We start from the raw sequence: 15,614 nt of genomic DNA, 5'->3' as shown, positions 1-15,614 counted from the left end.
CAGGGTACCCGCACGGGGCGGTCCGTTTCACTGCTCGAAGCGGTAGCCCATGCCCGGCTCGGTGACGAAGTGGCGCGGGTGGGCCGGGTCGGCCTCCAGCTTGCGGCGGAGCTGGGCCATGTAGACCCGCAGGTAGTTGGTCTCCGTGCCGTACGAGGGCCCCCAGACCTCCTTGAGGAGCTGCTTCTGGCTGACCAGCCGGCCGGCGTTGCGTACCAGCACTTCGAGCAGGTGCCACTCGGTGGGCGTGAGGCGGACGTCGGCGCCGTCGCGGTGGACCTTCTTGGCCGCGAGGTCGACGGTGAAGGCGTCCGTGGTGACGACGGCCTCGTCCCCGACGGGCGCGGAGGGCTCGGCGCGGCGGACGGCGGCGCGCAGCCGGGCCAGCAGCTCGTCCATGCCGAAGGGCTTGGTCACGTAGTCGTCCGCGCCCGCGTCGAGGGCCTCGACCTTCTCGTCCGAGCTGTGCCGGGCGGAGAGCACCAGGATCGGCACCCGGGTCCAGCCGCGGATGCCGCGGATGACGTCGACGCCGTCCATGTCGGGCAGGCCGAGATCCAGGACGATCACGTCGGGGTGGCGGTCGGCGGCGAGCTTGAGGGCGGTGGCGCCGTCCTGGGCGGCGTCGACCTCGTACTTACGCGCTTTGAGGTTGATGACGAGCGCGCGCACGATCTGCGGCTCGTCGTCGACCACGAGCACCCGGTGCATGGCGGCTGCCTTTCGTCCATTCGGAGGATACGGATACGGAGACGGGGCGCGCGCGCCGGCGCCGCCGGGGAGCCGGCGGCCGCGTACGGGACGGCGGGAGTCACGTCGTCGCCTGGGCCGGCAGCTCGGCGGACGCGGGGGTGCCGCGGCCCGGGGCCGCCCGCAGCGTGAGCACCATCGTCAGCCCGCCGCCGGGGGTGTCCTCGGCGACGAGGGTGCCGCCCACCGCCTCGGCGAAGCCACGGGCGACCGCGAGGCCGAGGCCCACGCCGGCGCCGCGGGGGGCGTCCCCGTAGCGCTGGAAGGGCTCGAAGATCCGGTCCTTGCCGCTGTCGGGGACCCCGGGGCCGCGGTCGACGACGCGCAGCTCGACCCGGTCGCCGAGGGCGCTCGCCTGCACCAGGACGGGGGTGCCCGGCGGGCTGTACTTGACCGCGTTCTCGACCACGTTCGCCACCGAGCGCTCCAGCAGCCCGGCGTCGACGGTGACCATCGGCAGGGTCTCGGGGATCCCGAGCGTGACGCTGCCCTCGGGCACGCCGGCCAGCGCCTTGGGCACCACCTCGTCGAGGTCGACCTCGCGCAGCAGCGGGGTGACGGTGCCGGTCTGCAGGCGGGACATGTCGAGCAGGTTGCCGACGAGGGCGTCGAGCCGGTCGGCGCCCTCCTCGATGGCGGCGAGCAGCTCCGCCTCGTCCTCCTCGGACCAGGCGACGTCGTCGGAGCGCAGCGAGGTGACGGCGGCCTTGATGGCGGCGAGCGGGGTGCGCAGGTCGTGGCTGACGGCGGCGAGCAGCGCGGTGCGGATGCGGTTGCCCTCGGCCAGCTTGCGGGCCTCCACGGCCTCGGCGGCCAGCCGCTGCCGCTCCAGTACGACGGCCGCCTGGGCGGCGAACGCGCCGAGCACCCGGCGGTCGGCGGCGGGCAGCTTGCGGCCGGTGAGCGCCAGCGCCATGTCGTCGCCCACGGGCATGTCGGCGTCGGCGTCGTCCGGGCCCGGGGGGGCGCCGGCGCTGCCGCCGACGCGGCCGACGCAGGTCCAGCCGTCCTCGCCGCGCTGCCGCTCGAAGAGCGACACGGACTCCATGCCGAACGTCTCGCGCACCCGGTCCAGGAGCGATTCGAGCGACCCCTCGCCGCGCAGCACGCTGCCCGCGAGCAGCGACATCACCTCCGACTCGGCGCGCAGCCGGGCGGCCTGGGAGGTGCGGCGGGCGGCGAGGTCGACGACGGACGCCACCGCGACGGCGACCGCGAAGAAGACCACGAGGGCGACGATGTTGCGCGCGTCGGCGATGGTGAAGGTCTCCACGGGCGGGGTGAAGTAGTAGTTCAGCAGCAGCGAGCCGACCCCGGCGGAGGCCAGCGCCGGCAGCGTGCCGCCGAGGAGGGCCGCCAGCACGGTGGCGAAGAGGAACAGCAGCACCTCGTTGGCCAGCCCGAGGGTCCGGTCGAGCCTGAGCATCACGGCGGTGAGCAGCACGGGCCCGACCAGGCCGACGAGCCAGCCGGCGACGATACGGCCGCGGCCGAGGCCGGCGCCGCGGGCCATCGGCAGCCCGCGGCCCTTGGCGACCTCGCCGTGGGTGACGATGTGCACGTCGAGGTCGGGCCCGGACTCGCGGGCGACGGTCGCGCCCACGCCGGGGCCGAAGGCGTACTGCCACGCCTTGCGGCGGCTGGAGCCCAGCACGATCTGGGTGGCGTTGACGCCGCGCGCGAACTCCAGCAGGGCGTCCGGCACGTCGTCGCCGATGACGTGGTGGAACGTACCGCCCAGGTCCTCGACAAGGGTGCGCTGGACGGCCAGCTCCTCGGGCGGGGCGGTGTTCAGGGGGGTCAGGCCGTCGCTGCGGGAGATGTAGACGGCCATGATCTCGCCGCCCGCGCCCTTGGTCGCCAGCCGGGCGCCGCGGCGGATGAGCGTACGGCCCTCGGGGCCGCCGGTGATGCCGACGACGATGCGCTCGCGAGCCTGCCAGGTGTCGCGGATGTCGTGCTCGCTGCGGTACTCCCGCAGGTAGTCGTCGACGCGGTCGGCGACCCAGAGCAGCGCCAGCTCGCGCAGGGCGGTGAGGTTGCCGGGGCGGAAGTAGTTGGACAGCGCGGCGTCGATCTTGCCGGGGTCGTAGATGTTGCCGTGGGCCATGCGGCGGCGGAGCGCCTCGGGCGACATGTCGACAAGCTCGATCTGGCCGGCCTTGCGGACCACGGCGTCCGGCACGGTCTCCCGCTGCCGTACACCGGTGATGGCCTCCACGACGTCCCCCAGCGACTCCAGGTGCTGGATGTTGACGGTCGATATGACGTCGATGCCGGCGCTCAGCAGCTCCTTGATGTCCTGCCAGCGCTTCTCGTTGCGGGAGCCGGGGACGTTGGTGTGGGCCATCTCGTCGACGAGCGCCACGGCGGGCCGGCGGGCGAGGACGGCGTCCACGTCCATCTCGGTGAACCGCGTGCCGCGGTAGTCCAGCTCGCGGCGCGGTATCTGCTCCAGGCCGTAGAGCAGCACCTCGGTGCGCGGCCGGTCGTGGTGCTCGACGAAACCCACGACCACGTCGGTGCCGCGCTCCAGCCGTCGGTGCGCCTCGGAGAGCATCGCGTAGGTCTTGCCCACGCCCGGCGCCGCGCCCAGGTAGATCCGCAGCTTGCCCCGTGTCATGACTCGATTGTCCGTCCGCTTTCGTGCATGTCGCACCGTCGAGCGTACGACCGCGCGGGCGGTCCGGCGCCCCCGGCGAGGGCCGGGGACCGGACCTTGACGCGTCTCTGACGGGAGCCGGGGGCGCCGCGGGGCCGTGGGGCGTACGGGTGGCGGGCGGCGGGTGCGGCGGTCGTACGGGTCAGAGGGCCGGCGGCTCCCCGGCCGTGCCCGCCTCCGAGTGGTCCGTGATCGTGCCGTCGCGCAGCTCCAGGACCCGGTCCGCCAGGTCCAGCAGCGCCGCGTCGTGCGTGGCCACCAGCGCCGTGACGTCCTCGCTGCGCACCACCGCCCGCAGCAACTCCATCACCGCGTGCCCCGTCTCCGCGTCCAACTGCCCCGTCGGCTCGTCCGCGATGATCAGCGCAGGACGGTTCGCCAGCGCCCGGGCGATCGCCACCCGCTGCTGCTGCCCGCCGGACAGCTCCCCCGGCCGCTGCGCGGCGTGGTCCGCGAGCCCGACCAGCGCGAGCAGCAGCTCCACCCGCTCCTCGCGCTCCCGCGGCGGTACCTTGCGCAGCCGCATCGGCACCCCGACGTTCTCTGCCGCGGACAGGATCGGGATCAGCCCGAACGACTGGAAGACCAGCCCGATCCGGTCCCGCCGCAGCTCCAGCAGCTCCGCCTCGCCGAGCCCGGACAGCGCCACGCCGTCCAGCTCGATCCGGCCGGAGTCGGCGACGTCGAGCCCGGCGACGAGGTTCAGCAGCGTCGTCTTGCCGGAGCCCGAGCGGCCCTTCAGCGCGACCAGCTCGCCGCGCGGCACCCGCAGCGACACCCCGCGCAGGGCGTGCACGGCGGTGGCGCCGCTGCCGTACGTGCGGTGCAGGTCCTCGACGACGACCATGGCCCCGGCGCCGGCCGCCGCCCGTTCCCGTACCGCCGTGCCTTCTCTGCCGGTGTCCTCGCTCATGCGTCCTCCCCCTCGTCGCGCCGCCCGCCGGGCGGCTCGCCCTGTCCTTCCGGCGCGGCCGGCTCCCCGCCGGCCCGCCACACCCCGACGTGGCCCCGCTCCGCGGTCAGCCGGACCCGTCGCCGCAGACCGTACCGCTCGACGTACTCGCGCGGGAGCTGCAGCCTGCCGACCCGGTCGAGCACGGCGTACTCCGCGGCCGTCAGCCCCTCGTCCCGCAGCGTCTCGGCGGCGGTGCGGCCGTCGCGGATCTGCACCGTGCGGCGGACCTGACGGGAGACCAGCGGGTCGTGGGTGACGACGAGGACGGTGGTGGCCAGCTCCTCGTTGGCGCGGCGCAGCGCGGCGAAGACCTGCTCGCCGCTCGCGGTGTCCAGCTCCCCGGTCGGCTCGTCGGCCAGCAGCACCCGCGGCCGGTTGGCGGCGGCGACGGCCACGGCGACGCGCTGCTGCTCGCCGCCGGACAGCTCGCCGGGGCGGCGGTGCGCGCAGTCCGCGACGCCGAGGGCGTCGAGCAGGTCGGCGGCCCGGGCGGGGCGCTCGCGGCGGGGGACGCGGGCGTACGCCATGGGCAGCGCAACGTTCTCCTGGGCGGTCAGGTACGGCAGCAGGTTGCGGGCGGTCTGCTGCCAGACGAAGCCGACGGTGCGGCGCCGGTACGCCAGCCGCTCGCGGCGGCCCATGGCGAGCAGGTCGTGCCCGGCGACGCGGGCGCGGCCCGCGGTGGGCACGTCGAGGCCGGAGAGGATGCCGAGGAGGGTGGACTTGCCGGATCCCGAGGCGCCGACGAGGGCGGTCATCTCACCTTCCGCGACGGCGAGATCGAGGCCCTGGAGGGCCTGCACCTCGACGCCTTCGGTGTGGAAGATGCGGACGAGGTTGTCACAGTCGACGACGGGCCCGCCGCCCCCGGCGGCGGGCGCGGCCCGGGCGGCGGCCTCCAAGTCGGCGAGGTCGGGGGGCGGGTCCTGGGCCGGGGTGCGGGGTTCGGTCACGCGGACCTCCTGGGCCGGGTCCGGGCGGTCGGGGATGTGCGGTGGGGCATGGGGCCGGGCGTGCCGGACGGGCTGCCCGCGGTCCCCGCCGGGCGGCGATCGCGGTCATCGGTCCTCCCCCACGCGCAGGGCCGTCAGGCGGCGGGTGCGGCGGGTGGTCACCGCGTCGGCGGCTGCCGCCGCGGCGACGAGGGCGAGCAGACCGAGGGTCAGGGCGGCGGTGAGGAGGAGGTCGGGGTGGCGGGAGGGGGCGGTGGGGCCGCCGGTGAGGGCCTGGAGGTCCAGGGCCGGGCCCAGGGCCGCGGGCAGTGCGAGGCCCAGGACGAGGCCGCCGGCCGCGGCGGCGAGGGCGAGCGGGGCGAGTTGCAGGACGCCGAGGGCGGTGGCGCCGCGCCGGCCGAGGCCGAGGAGGCGCAGGTACGCGGTGGTGCGGGCGCGCTCAGGGGCGGAGAGCAGCAGCTCCACGAGCAGCGTGAGCAGCGCCAGCGCGGCGGCCAGCGCCGCGCACACGGCGTGCGCGCCGCGGATCGCGCCGAGCACGCCGTCGTCGCGGTCCGCCGCCCGCTCCTCCGCGGTGATCAGCAGTTCCCCGTACGGGCTGCCGTAGCCGGTGCCGGGCGCGGCGGCGCGCAGGGCGGCGGGGGTGGCGGTCCCGTAGTACAGGACGGCGGCCGTGCCGCGGGGGGTGTCCGCGGCGCGCTCCCGGTCCGCGGCGGCGAGCGCCGCGGTGTCGGCGAGCAGCAGCGGCCGGTCCGCGCCCGGCGCCGCGCCGCTCGCCCCGTACAGCGGGCCGAAGGCCGCGTCCCGCGCCGCGCCCCCGGCCAGCCGCCCCGCGACCCGCACCCGCACCCCCGGCCACTCCGTCTCGTACGTCTCCCCGGTACGGACCTCCCCCCGCTCCCCGCCGGCCAGCACCGGGAGCACCAGCCGCCCCGCGCCGTCCCGCCGCGGCGCCCCCAGCCCCGCGACCGCCGCCGCGGCCGAACCGGGGTCGGCCCGGCGCAGCGCCGCCCCGTCGACGGCGAGCACGTCGGCGCCGCGCTGCCCGAGGCCGGTGACGGCGCTGGTCAGGTCGGTGCGAACGAGCCGTACCCGCACCGCCTCCGCCACGCCCGGCGCCCGGCGCAGCGCCTCGTCGGCGGCGGGCCCTGCGGCGTCGGTGAGCACGGCGTCGGCGCCGCCGGTCCGCCATTCGAGCGCGTCGCGGCGGCCCTCCTCGACGGTGCCGGTGACCAGGCCGCCGAAGACCGCGGCGCCCAGGGTGGCGACGAGCACGAGCAGCGCGAGCACGGCGGCGGGCGCGTCGCGGGCGGCGCGGGAGAGCACCAGCAGGCCGAGCGGGCCGCGGCGGCGGGCCGCGAGCCGCGCCAGCAGGCGCAGCGGCGGCGGGTAGGCCCGTATCAGCAGCACCACGACCGCCAGCCCGCACAGCAGCGGCGCCCCGGCGACCAGCGGGTCCGACGCGCCGCTGCCGGCCGTGCCGCGCACCCGCAGCGCCCACACGCCGGCGCCGGCGAGCAGCAGCACGGCGGCCTCCGCGGTCAGCCGCCGCCCCGTACTCCCCCGGCGGCGGCGCGGGCCCGGCCGCCGGTCCCGTACCGCCGCCCAGGTCAGCGCGGGCAGCGCCAGCCAGGCCGCACCCGCGACCGCGGCCGCCGGCCACACCGACGGCGCCGCGCCGCCGGGCAGCGCCAGCCGCGCCCCCGCGTACCCCGCCGCCAGCGCCGCGCCCGCCACGGGCGCGTACTGCGCGGCGCGGGACAGCGCGACGCCCGGCGCGGAGGCACCGCGGGCGCGCCGCAGCCGGTGCTCGCCGAGCCGCCGCCGCACCGCGAGCCGGGCGGTGACGAGGACGGCGGCGAGGCCGACGCCGACGACGGAGGCGAGGGCGAGGGAGACGACGGTGGCGGCCTGGTCCCACTCGGCGTCGAAGTCGCGGACGAGCGGCTGGACTTCGTCGGTACGGGTCGGGCGCTCGGCGTGGTGGGAGCCGTAGATGCACAGGGGGTTGCCGGTGGTGGCGCAGAAGTTGTCGGCGGAGGCGCGGTCGTACGCGGCGAGGCCGCGGATCAGCGCGGCGCGGCCGTCGTCGCCGGCGAAGCGGGCAGCGGCCTCGTCGCGGTCCTCGTCCGTCTCCGCGACCTCCAGCCGGAGCCGCCACTCGACGGTGAGCTGCGGCAGCCCGCGGGCGAGGAGGGCGTCGAGCGCGCCGGGGGCGATGAGCGCCTGGGCCTCGGCGGGCCCGCGGTCGGCGGGGAGCGGGACGGCGAGGAGCGGGTTGCCACGCCAGAGGCGGGCGGCGGGGTCGGGGCGGAGGAAGCCGGTGACGACGACGGGGGTGTCCAGTTGGGCGACGCGCGGGGTGAGGGCCAGCTCCTGGCCGAGGCGCAGGCCCAGCGCGTCGCGGGTGCGGGTGGAGACGGCGATCTCGACGGGCCCGTCGGGGCCGGTGTCGCGCGGAGGGCGGCCGGCGGCGTAGCCGGCGGGGCCGGGGGCCTCGGTGGTGTGGAGCAGGGAGAGGGCGGCGGTGCCGCGGGGGGCGTCGAGGGTGGCGGCGGGGACGAGGACCTGGTGCCCGGGCTTGCCGAGGAGACCGTCGAGGGCGTCGGGGGAGCCGGTGGTCACGTCGTGCCCGGCCTGCTCCAGGTCGTCGGCGAGGCGGGTACTGCCTTCCCCCGACGGTCCGGTGACCGGCTGACCGAACGTCACGGTGCGGGTGAGCAGGGGGCGTTCGTCCTGCGCGGCGGCGATCCGGTCGACGAGCGCGCGGCCGGCGGCCAGGTCGAGGAGCGGGGGCGCGGCGGTGGCGACGGCGGCGAGGACCGCGACGAGCACGCCGAGGCAGGCGAAGGCGGGCAGGTCGGCGCGGGCCTCGCGCCAGGCGCGGGGGCGGAGGGCGGGGCGGGGCGCTTGGTCGGAGGCGGCTCGCCGGTCCGCGCCGCTCGCGCCGGAGCCTTGGCCCGTAGCGGCCGTGCCCGCCGTCTTTCCCGTACGAACCGGGCCGCCCGCCCGCTCCGTACGCCACCGCCGCCACCCCCTCATTCGTCCCCCGCCCTCAGCACCCGCGCCAGGTCCGTGCGCGCCAGCGCCCGCGCGGTCGCCGTGACCGCGAGGCAGATCAGCGCCGTCACCGCCGCCGCGACCACCGCCACCCGCACCCACGGCACCGCCACCGCCAGCTCCGGGTGCACCGGCGCCCCGGTCTCCGTGACCGTCACCGCCGGTATCACCGCAGCCGCGAGCGCCACCCCCGTCGCCGTGCCCACCGCGGCGGCGAACGCCGCGACGCAGAGCTGCTCCGTCCACAGCAGCGCCGTCAACTGCCGCGTCCGTACGCCCAGCGCCCGCAGCAGCGCGAACTCCCGCGCCCGCGCCCGTACCGCCAGCACGCTGTGCAGCGCGAAGCCGACGACGGCGAACGCCGGTGCCAGCACCAGGCACAGCCGCAGCGCCCCGTCCGTGCCCTCGCGCAGCGGCGACGCCGCCAGCTCCGCCCGCTCCCCCGGCACGTCCCGCGCCGTACCCAGCTCCGGGCGCCGCTCGACGGCCGCGCGGGCGGCACCGGCGGCGCCGCCGCGGGCGGCCAGCCACCAGTGCGACTCCACCGGCGGGTCGAGCCCGGCCCGTACGAGATACGCCGCGAGCACCCGGGTGTCGACCAGCAGCCGCCCCCGCCGCGGGTCGGTGCCGGGGACGGCGTCGACGCTGCCGACGACCCGCGCCCGCAGCTCCGTGCCGCCCGGCAGCCCGGCGCGCAGGGTCTCGCCGACCTCCGCCTGGCCCGCGGCGAGCAGCGGGCCGGTGGCGAGCACGGGCACGGGCCGCGGCTTGCCCTGGCCGGTGAGGCCGAGTTGGACCTGCCAGCTCAGCAGTTCGTCGGGCAGCGAGGTGTCCGGGCCGCGCAGCACGCCGTCGAAGAGCGTGTCGGGAGCGGTGCGCAGTTCGCAGAGGACGAACCCGGTGGCGCGGCGCGGCGGCATGCCGCGCGTCGGCGCCGGCTTGCGTCCCGGGCAGCCGGCGAGCCCGCGGTCGGGCCGCTCGCCGCCGATGAGGTCCCGCCAGCCGGCGCCGCGCGGGGCGCCCGCGAAGTCGTCGATCGTCAGCCGGTACGTGCGCTGCGCGGCCTCCTCCTCCGTGTGCAACTGGAGCCCGGTGAGCCGCAGCGGGTACTGGTACCCGGCGAGCGGGAGGCTCATCCGGTGCGCCCGGCCGTCGGCGGGCGGCAGGGAGCCGGAGACGGTGTGCGCGAGGCCGTCGGCGTCCTCCAGGGTGGCGGCGAGCGTGAACGGCTCGGCGGTGCCGGGGCCGTCCGCGTCGAGCCGTACGCGCATGCCCAGGGCGTCGGGGCGGCCCGGCAGCGGCAGCCCGTGGGACTGCGCCTCTTCTGTGCCGCCGAGCGCGGCGAACACGTCGTACGGCAGGCCCGCCCCGTCCCGGACGGCGGGCACGGGGCCGGCGGCGGCGCCGGTGCGGAGCGTCGGCAGCACCTCCGCGGAGTCCAGCGCGGTCAGCCCCGCGAACGAGGTGCCGACGGTGACGTCCCAGTCCACCACCGGCGTGGCCGCGGCGACGCCGGGCAGCCGGCCGTACCGTGCGTGGCGCTCCGCGCGCGGCACGAAGCCCGCGCCCTCCTGCCCGGCCTCGACGCTCAGGTCGGCGCCGACGGCGAACGCGGACTGGTCGCGGTCGCCGCGGTCGAGCACCGCGAGGGCGGTGGCGCCGAGCGCGGCGATGGCCAGCGCGAGCGCGACGAGCAGCGCGGGACCCGCCTGCCCGGCCGCCCGGCGGCCCAGGTGCCAGCCGCCCAGCGGCAGGACCAGGCCCGCGGAGCGGCGCGCGAGCCGGTCGGCGGCGCGGGCGGCGAGCGGCAGCAGCCGGAGCGCGAGCAGCACGGTCGCGGCGGTGAGGGCGACGGGCGCGAGCACGACGACGGGGTCGACGGTGCCGGAGTCGGCGACCGGGGTGCGGTACGTGACGAGTTGCAGCCAGCCGACCGCGGCGACCCCGGCCAGCGCCAGGTCCGCACCCGCCCGCTGGTACGCCGCAAGGCGCGGCACCCGGCGCCGCAGCCGGGCCACCGCGCGCCGGTCCCGGGCGGCCCGGGCGACGGGCGTGAGCGCCGCGGCGGCGTGCACGGCGAGCGCCAGCGCGGCGACCGTCCACCCCGCGCCGGTCGCGGCACTCCCCGGCACCGGCCCGTCGAACAGCCCGGCCTCGGCAAGACCCCGTAGCAGCGGGCCCGCCGGATACGGCGCGGCCAGCGCGGCGGGCAGCGCCACCGCGGCCCACTGCGCCGCGGCCCCGCAGACGAGCCGCAGCGGCCCGGCGCCGCGGCTGCCGAGCAGCACCACCTCGGCGGCGCGGTGCCGGGCGAGCTGCCTGGCGGTCAGCACGAGCGCGGCGAGGGCCAGCGAGGCGAGCAGGGCCACGGGCAGGTACGTACCGGCCCGCGCGACGGCGACGGGCACGTCCAACTGCCGCAGCGCGTACGGCAGGTCGGTGGCCGCCTCGGTGTCGGCGAGCGCGCCGCCGCCCCGGCCGAAGACGACCCGCTCGGCGTCCCCCGCGGCCAGCGCGACGACGCGCTCCCGCAACGGCCCGACCTGCCCGAGCCGCAGCCGCCGCGCGTCGGGCACGGCGAGCCACACGGCTCTGGCGTCCCGCCGGAGTAAGGGATGCCTGGCGAAGACGCGCCGGTCGACGAGGCCGACGCTGTCGGGGGTGCCGAAGGTCCCGGTGAGGTCCTGCCAGAGGGGCGCGCGGGGGTCGCGCGGAACGTAGAGCCCGGAGACCCGCATGGCCAGCGGCCGCACCGCGGCATCGCCTCCGGAGCCGGCGCCGGGGTCCTCGCCGCCGGAGCCGCGGCCTTCGCCGGCCGCGCTCTCGTCTCCCGTGCCGGAACCGCCGCCGCCCGCGCCCGAGTCGGAGCCCTCGCCGCCGCCCTCCGCGGCGGCGTCCTCGTCGCCGCCCAGGGCGAAGTCGTCGCCCGTCGCCAGGCCCAGCCGCGCCGCATAGCCCTCGTCGAGGACGACCTCCACCGGCCCCCCGGCCGCCGCCCCGGCCCGCGGCCACTCCCCCTCCGTCAGCCGCGCCTGGCGGCCGGCATCCTCCGCCCACAGCAGCGAAAGACCCACCGCGCCCCGCCCGCCGACGCCGCTCCCGGCCACGGCCAACTGCTGCTCCCGCGCGGCCGGCGCCCGCACCAGCCGCGTCGTCCGGTGCGCCACCTCGCCGTACGTACGCGCCAGCGCGCCCCGCACGGGTCCGTCCGCGCGCGCCACGGCGTCCGGGTCGTACGCCCCGCTGATCCGCACCGCCGCGTCCGGATCCGCCGCGAGCCGCTCCCTGGCCCCGGTCTCCGCGGCCTGCTCGGCGACCGCGACGAGCGCGGCGAGGACGGTGACGGCCAGGAGGAGGGCGAGCGCGGCAGCGGCCAGCACGAGGCCGTGGTGCGCGCTCTGCCGCAGCACCGGCGGTAGCCTGCGCCCCGGCCGCGCGACGGTCGCCGTCAACGGTCCCCCCATGTCCCGGATGCCGGGAGAATAAGCGAGCCGCAAACGCCCCGGGCAGCCCCGGAACCCGCCGTCACCGCTTCGTTACCCGGGGGTGGCGGCCACCGGGTTCACTGGGGCCCCGCCCACACACCACGGCGGCGGGCCGGGTCGTCATGACCCGGCCCGCCGCCGTACAACCGCTTCCGCGCGGAACGCTCAGCGCACCTCGGTGATCTCCGGGCCGCGCGCCAGCGAATCGATGCCGCCCGCGAACCGCGAGCCCTCGCTCGCCTCGTCCTGCTGCACCCCGTCCGGCACCATCTGCGCGTCCGTCGGCAACTGCAGCACGATCGGGTCCCGCGGCGCCATGGGCCCGTCACCGCGTACGACGACGGTCTCGCGGAAGATCTTCTCCAGCACCCCCGCCGCCTGCGGCTGCACCGCGGCGTGGCCGGAGATCACCCCGCGCAGGAACCACCGCGGGCCGTCGCAGCCGACGAACCGCACGACCTGCATGCCGCTCTTGCCGTCCGGCAGCTTGACCGGCACCTGCGCGCGCAGCTCCCAGCCGAGGCTGTCCTTGTGCTCGTCGATGATGCCGCCCTGCTTGGTGATGCCGTTGGCGATCTCGGTGCGGACCTCGCCCCAGATGCCCTCGTTCTTGGGGGCGGCGAAGCCCTGCAACTGGATCGCGCTGTCCCGCAGCACCACGGTCGCGGCGACGATCGAGTCGCCCGCCACCTCGACACGCAGCTCCATGCCCTCGACCCCGGGGACGAGCAGGCCGCCGAGGTCCACCCGGCCGCGGCCGGCGTCCTCGACCTCGCCGATGTCCCACGGTCCTTCGGGCCGCTCCTCGGGGGGCAGCGCGTAGCGGCGCTCCTCCCCGTCCTCCGGCTCGTCCGCCGACTCGGCGTCCTCCGCGGCCACGCCGTCGGCGAGCTTGTCGGCGGGCTCCTCCTGCCCCTTGCGACGACGTCCGAACACGTCACTGTCCTTCCCGGTCGGCAATGACCGAAGCGTATCCATGAACTGCCTGACGGTCCCCGAGGGAGGCGTGCCCTCCGGTCGAACCGTGCCCACCCTCGCCCCTGGCGGAACCGGGGAGCTCGGATACCTCGTGGAAGCGGGCCTTCTCCACCTGCTGGATCACGAGCTGGGCGATCCGGTCGAAACGCTCGAACCGCACCGGGCGGCGCGGGTCGAGGTTGACCACGTTCACCTTGATCTCCCCACGGTACCCGGCATCCACCGTCCCCGGGGCGTTGACGAGGGTGACGCCGCAGCGGGCGGCGAGCCCGGAGCGCGGGTGGACGAACGCGGCGTAGCCGTCGGGCAGGGCGATGGCGATGCCGGTGGGCAGGATGACGCGCTCACCGGGGGGCAGCTCCGCGGGCCGGGTGGTGACGAGGTCGACGCCGGCGTCGCCGGGGTGCGCGTACGCCGGGAGCGGTACCTCGGGGTCGACGCGGCGGATCAGCACGTCCACCGGCTCCCGCCCGGCCGTCACGGGTTCACCTCGAACGCGCGGGCCCGCCGGACCTGGTCGGGGTCGGCCATCGCGGCCCGGATCTCGCGGTCCCGGCCGTGCTCGACGAAGTGGTCCACGTTCACCTCCACGAACAGGGCGTCGGCGCGTACGGCCACCGGTCCTTCGGGGGCGTCGAGGCGGCCTGCGGCGGTGGAGTAGATCTTGCGGCCGGCGACGGCACGGACGTGGGCGGCCAGGTGGAGCGTGGTGCCCACCGGCACCGGGCGCAGGAAGTCGGTCTCCAGCCTGCCGGTCACCGTGATGGTGCGCAGCAGCCAGCTCAGCGCGCCCAGCGTCTCGTCGAGCGCGGAGGTGAGCACCCCGCCGTGGGCGAGGCCCGGGGCGCCCTGGTGGGCGGCCTTGACGGTGAACTCCGCGGTCACGCTCACGCCCTCGCCCGCCCGCGCGGCCAGGTGCAGGCCGTGCTCCTGCTCGGCGCCGCAGCCGAAGCACTGGTCGTAGTGGGAGCCGAGGAGCTGTCCCGGCGCCGGGGCGTCCGGGTGCCGCGCGGGTTCCGCGGCGCCGGGCGGCGGGGTCAGCTTGTCACTTGCAGTCACGCGGCCAGAGCCTACCTGCGCACCCGACCCGCGGCCGAGCCGCGGTCGGGGGCCGTGGGAGGCTGGTCGCCATGGAGACGACGCAGAGCTACGACGAGCGGCTGAGCGCACCGCGGTCCTGGTGGGGTCTGGCGGTGGGCACGGGGGTGTGCCTGGCGCTGATGCTGACGCCCTTCGGGACGCTGCCGCTGCTGGCCGGGCTCGCCGGCGGGACGGCGCTGGCGGCGGTCGGCGTCAGCTCGTACGGGTCGGCGCGGATCCGCATCGTCGCCGGGAAGCTCGTCACCGACGACGCCCGGGTCCCGCTGACGGCGCTGGGCGAGGCGCAGGCGCTGGACGCGGAGGAGGCGCGGGCCTGGCGTACGCACAAGGCGGACACGCGCGCGTACATGCTGCTGCGCGGGTACATCCCGACGGCGGTGCGGGTGGAGGTCACGGATCCGGAGGACCCGACGCCGTATCTCTACCTGTCGACGCGGCAGCCGGAGCGGCTGGTCGCGGCGCTCAGGTCCGCCGCGGGCTGAGGGCGGGACGCGCGAGCGCGCCTCAGCGCTCACCCGGCGGCAGCGCCCGCGGGTCGCCCTTCGGCAGTCCCGTGCCCGTGCCCCCGGCGCCGGTGCGGCCGCCGGGGTCCCCGGGCGTCGCAAGCTCCCCGCCCGCGGGCGGGAGCGCGTCCCACGGGACCTGGCGGGCGCGCAGGTCGTCGCGGATGCGCTCGGCGAGGTTGCTCGTATCCCTGCGGTTCATCAGCGCACCGGCGGCCGCGCCCATGAGGAACGGGGCGAGGGTCGGCAGGTTCCGCACGGTGCGCTTGAGGATCTGCTGCCGCAGCCGGCGGCGCATGGGGGCGCCGAGTACGGCGTCGAAGCTGACACTGCCCTTGAGCACAGCGGTGTCGATGCCGCGCTCGTCGGTCCAGGCGCCGAGGTACGCCATGGCCCGCTGCCGAGCCGGGCCCGCCGCCCGTACCCCGTACACCTCGTGCAGCTCGGCGATCAGCTTCAGCTCTATCGAGGCCACCGCCACGATCTCGGCGGCGAGTTCGGCGGGCATGGCTGGCGGCGCGGGCATCATCGCCGCCGCTCCGATGCCCGCGCCGACCGTGGCGCTCCCCTTCACCGCACCGGCGACGAGCCGGTCGGCGATCTCCTCCGGGCCGAGCCCGGGGAACTGCCGGCGCAGGGTCGCCAGGTCGCGGACCGGGACGCGCGGCGCCGTCTGCACGATGGCGTCCGCCACCCGCTCAAGCGCCGCCCGGACGCGCCGGTCGGGGCGCGTCCGCTGCAGGATCCCGGTCTTCGGCCCGGCGGGACCGGAGCCGGCCGTGGGGGGCACGGCCGGCCTCAGGCCGCGCAGTCGCGGCAGATCGGCTGGCCGTTCTTCTCGGCGGCCAACTGGCTGCGGTGGTGCACCAGGAAGCAGCTCATGCAGGTGAACTCGTCCTCCTGGCGGGGCAGGACCCGCACGGACAGCTCCTCGTTGGAGAGATCCGCACCGGGCAGTTCCAGCCCCTCGTTCTGCTCGAATTCGTCGACGTCGACGGCGGCGGCCGACTTGTCGCTGCGCCGCGCCTTCAGCTCTTCGATGCTGTCTTCGTTGACGTCGTCGTCTGTCTTGCGTGGGGTGTCGTAGTCCGTTGCCATTCTCGCTCTCCCCCTCCGGGTGGTCAGTGAGTCTCCAGCGCACGTAACGCATGAGAGGCCGGTCTTGTG

Annotated in this window: 12 protein-coding genes; 1 reads left to right on the top strand and 11 read right to left on the bottom strand. The window is 77.3% G+C overall.

Features of this window, described 5'->3' with window-relative positions; genetic code table 11:
- Positions 1–27: 27 nt before the first annotated feature.
- The 9 genes from OG946_RS29265 to OG946_RS29225 form a co-directional block, all read right to left on the bottom strand.
- Positions 28–711, bottom strand: coding sequence for a response regulator (locus OG946_RS29265; protein ID WP_326798959.1), 684 nt, complete (start codon positions 709–711; stop codon positions 28–30).
- A 100-nt stretch (positions 712–811) separates the two neighbouring features.
- The gene (locus OG946_RS29260) at positions 812–3,373 is read right to left on the bottom strand and encodes a sensor histidine kinase KdpD (RefSeq protein WP_326798958.1); all 2,562 of its coding nucleotides are present in this window, start codon (positions 3,371–3,373) and stop codon (positions 812–814) included.
- A gap of 181 nt (positions 3,374–3,554) precedes the next feature.
- Positions 3,555–4,325 carry an ABC transporter ATP-binding protein gene (locus tag OG946_RS29255; protein ID WP_326798957.1) on the bottom strand — a complete coding sequence of 257 codons (771 nt, stop codon included), beginning with the start codon at positions 4,323–4,325 and terminating at the stop codon, positions 3,555–3,557.
- Positions 4,322–5,320 carry an ABC transporter ATP-binding protein gene (locus tag OG946_RS29250; RefSeq protein ID WP_326798956.1) on the bottom strand — a complete coding sequence of 333 codons (999 nt, stop codon included), beginning with the start codon at positions 5,318–5,320 and terminating at the stop codon, positions 4,322–4,324. Before OG946_RS29250 ends, OG946_RS29255 begins: the two co-directional genes overlap by 4 nt.
- Positions 5,321–5,425: 105 nt before the next feature.
- A complete protein-coding gene (locus OG946_RS29245) occupies positions 5,426–8,362 on the bottom strand; it encodes an FtsX-like permease family protein (RefSeq protein WP_326798955.1) in 2,937 nt (978 codons plus the stop codon).
- On the bottom strand, positions 8,359–11,790 hold the full coding sequence (locus tag OG946_RS29240; protein WP_326798954.1) for an FtsX-like permease family protein: 3,432 nt from the start codon (positions 11,788–11,790) through the stop codon (positions 8,359–8,361). Before OG946_RS29240 ends, OG946_RS29245 begins: the two co-directional genes overlap by 4 nt.
- 240 nt (positions 11,791–12,030) lie before the next feature.
- Positions 12,031–12,801: a DUF3710 domain-containing protein gene (locus OG946_RS29235; RefSeq protein ID WP_326798953.1), complete on the bottom strand. Its 771-nt coding sequence runs from the start codon at positions 12,799–12,801 to the stop codon at positions 12,031–12,033.
- A 1-nt stretch (position 12,802) separates the two neighbouring features.
- Positions 12,803–13,324, bottom strand: coding sequence for a dUTP diphosphatase (gene dut / locus OG946_RS29230; RefSeq protein WP_326798952.1), 522 nt, complete (start codon positions 13,322–13,324; stop codon positions 12,803–12,805).
- Positions 13,321–13,902, bottom strand: coding sequence for a PaaI family thioesterase (locus OG946_RS29225; protein ID WP_326798951.1), 582 nt, complete (start codon positions 13,900–13,902; stop codon positions 13,321–13,323). Before OG946_RS29225 ends, dut begins: the two co-directional genes overlap by 4 nt.
- Before the next feature lie 71 nt (positions 13,903–13,973).
- Between OG946_RS29225 and OG946_RS29220 the strand changes: the two genes are divergently transcribed.
- Positions 13,974–14,426 carry a DUF3093 domain-containing protein gene (locus OG946_RS29220; protein WP_101421049.1) on the top strand — a complete coding sequence of 151 codons (453 nt, stop codon included), beginning with the start codon at positions 13,974–13,976 and terminating at the stop codon, positions 14,424–14,426.
- 22 nt (positions 14,427–14,448) lie between these two features.
- Here OG946_RS29220 and OG946_RS29215 read toward each other — a convergent pair whose 3' ends face one another.
- Positions 14,449–15,237: a hypothetical protein gene (locus OG946_RS29215; RefSeq protein WP_326798950.1), complete on the bottom strand. Its 789-nt coding sequence runs from the start codon at positions 15,235–15,237 to the stop codon at positions 14,449–14,451.
- An 8-nt stretch (positions 15,238–15,245) separates the two neighbouring features.
- Positions 15,246–15,545: a DUF4193 domain-containing protein gene (locus OG946_RS29210; protein ID WP_018838171.1), complete on the bottom strand. Its 300-nt coding sequence runs from the start codon at positions 15,543–15,545 to the stop codon at positions 15,246–15,248.
- Positions 15,546–15,614 lie beyond the last annotated feature (69 nt).

The sequence above is a fragment of the Streptomyces sp. NBC_01808 genome, from assembly GCF_035917395.1.
Taxonomy (GTDB): Bacteria; Actinomycetota; Actinomycetes; order Streptomycetales; family Streptomycetaceae; genus Streptomyces.
The sequence above is the reverse complement of the archived record's forward strand: the minus strand, read 5'-3'. Positions and strand labels throughout refer to the sequence as shown.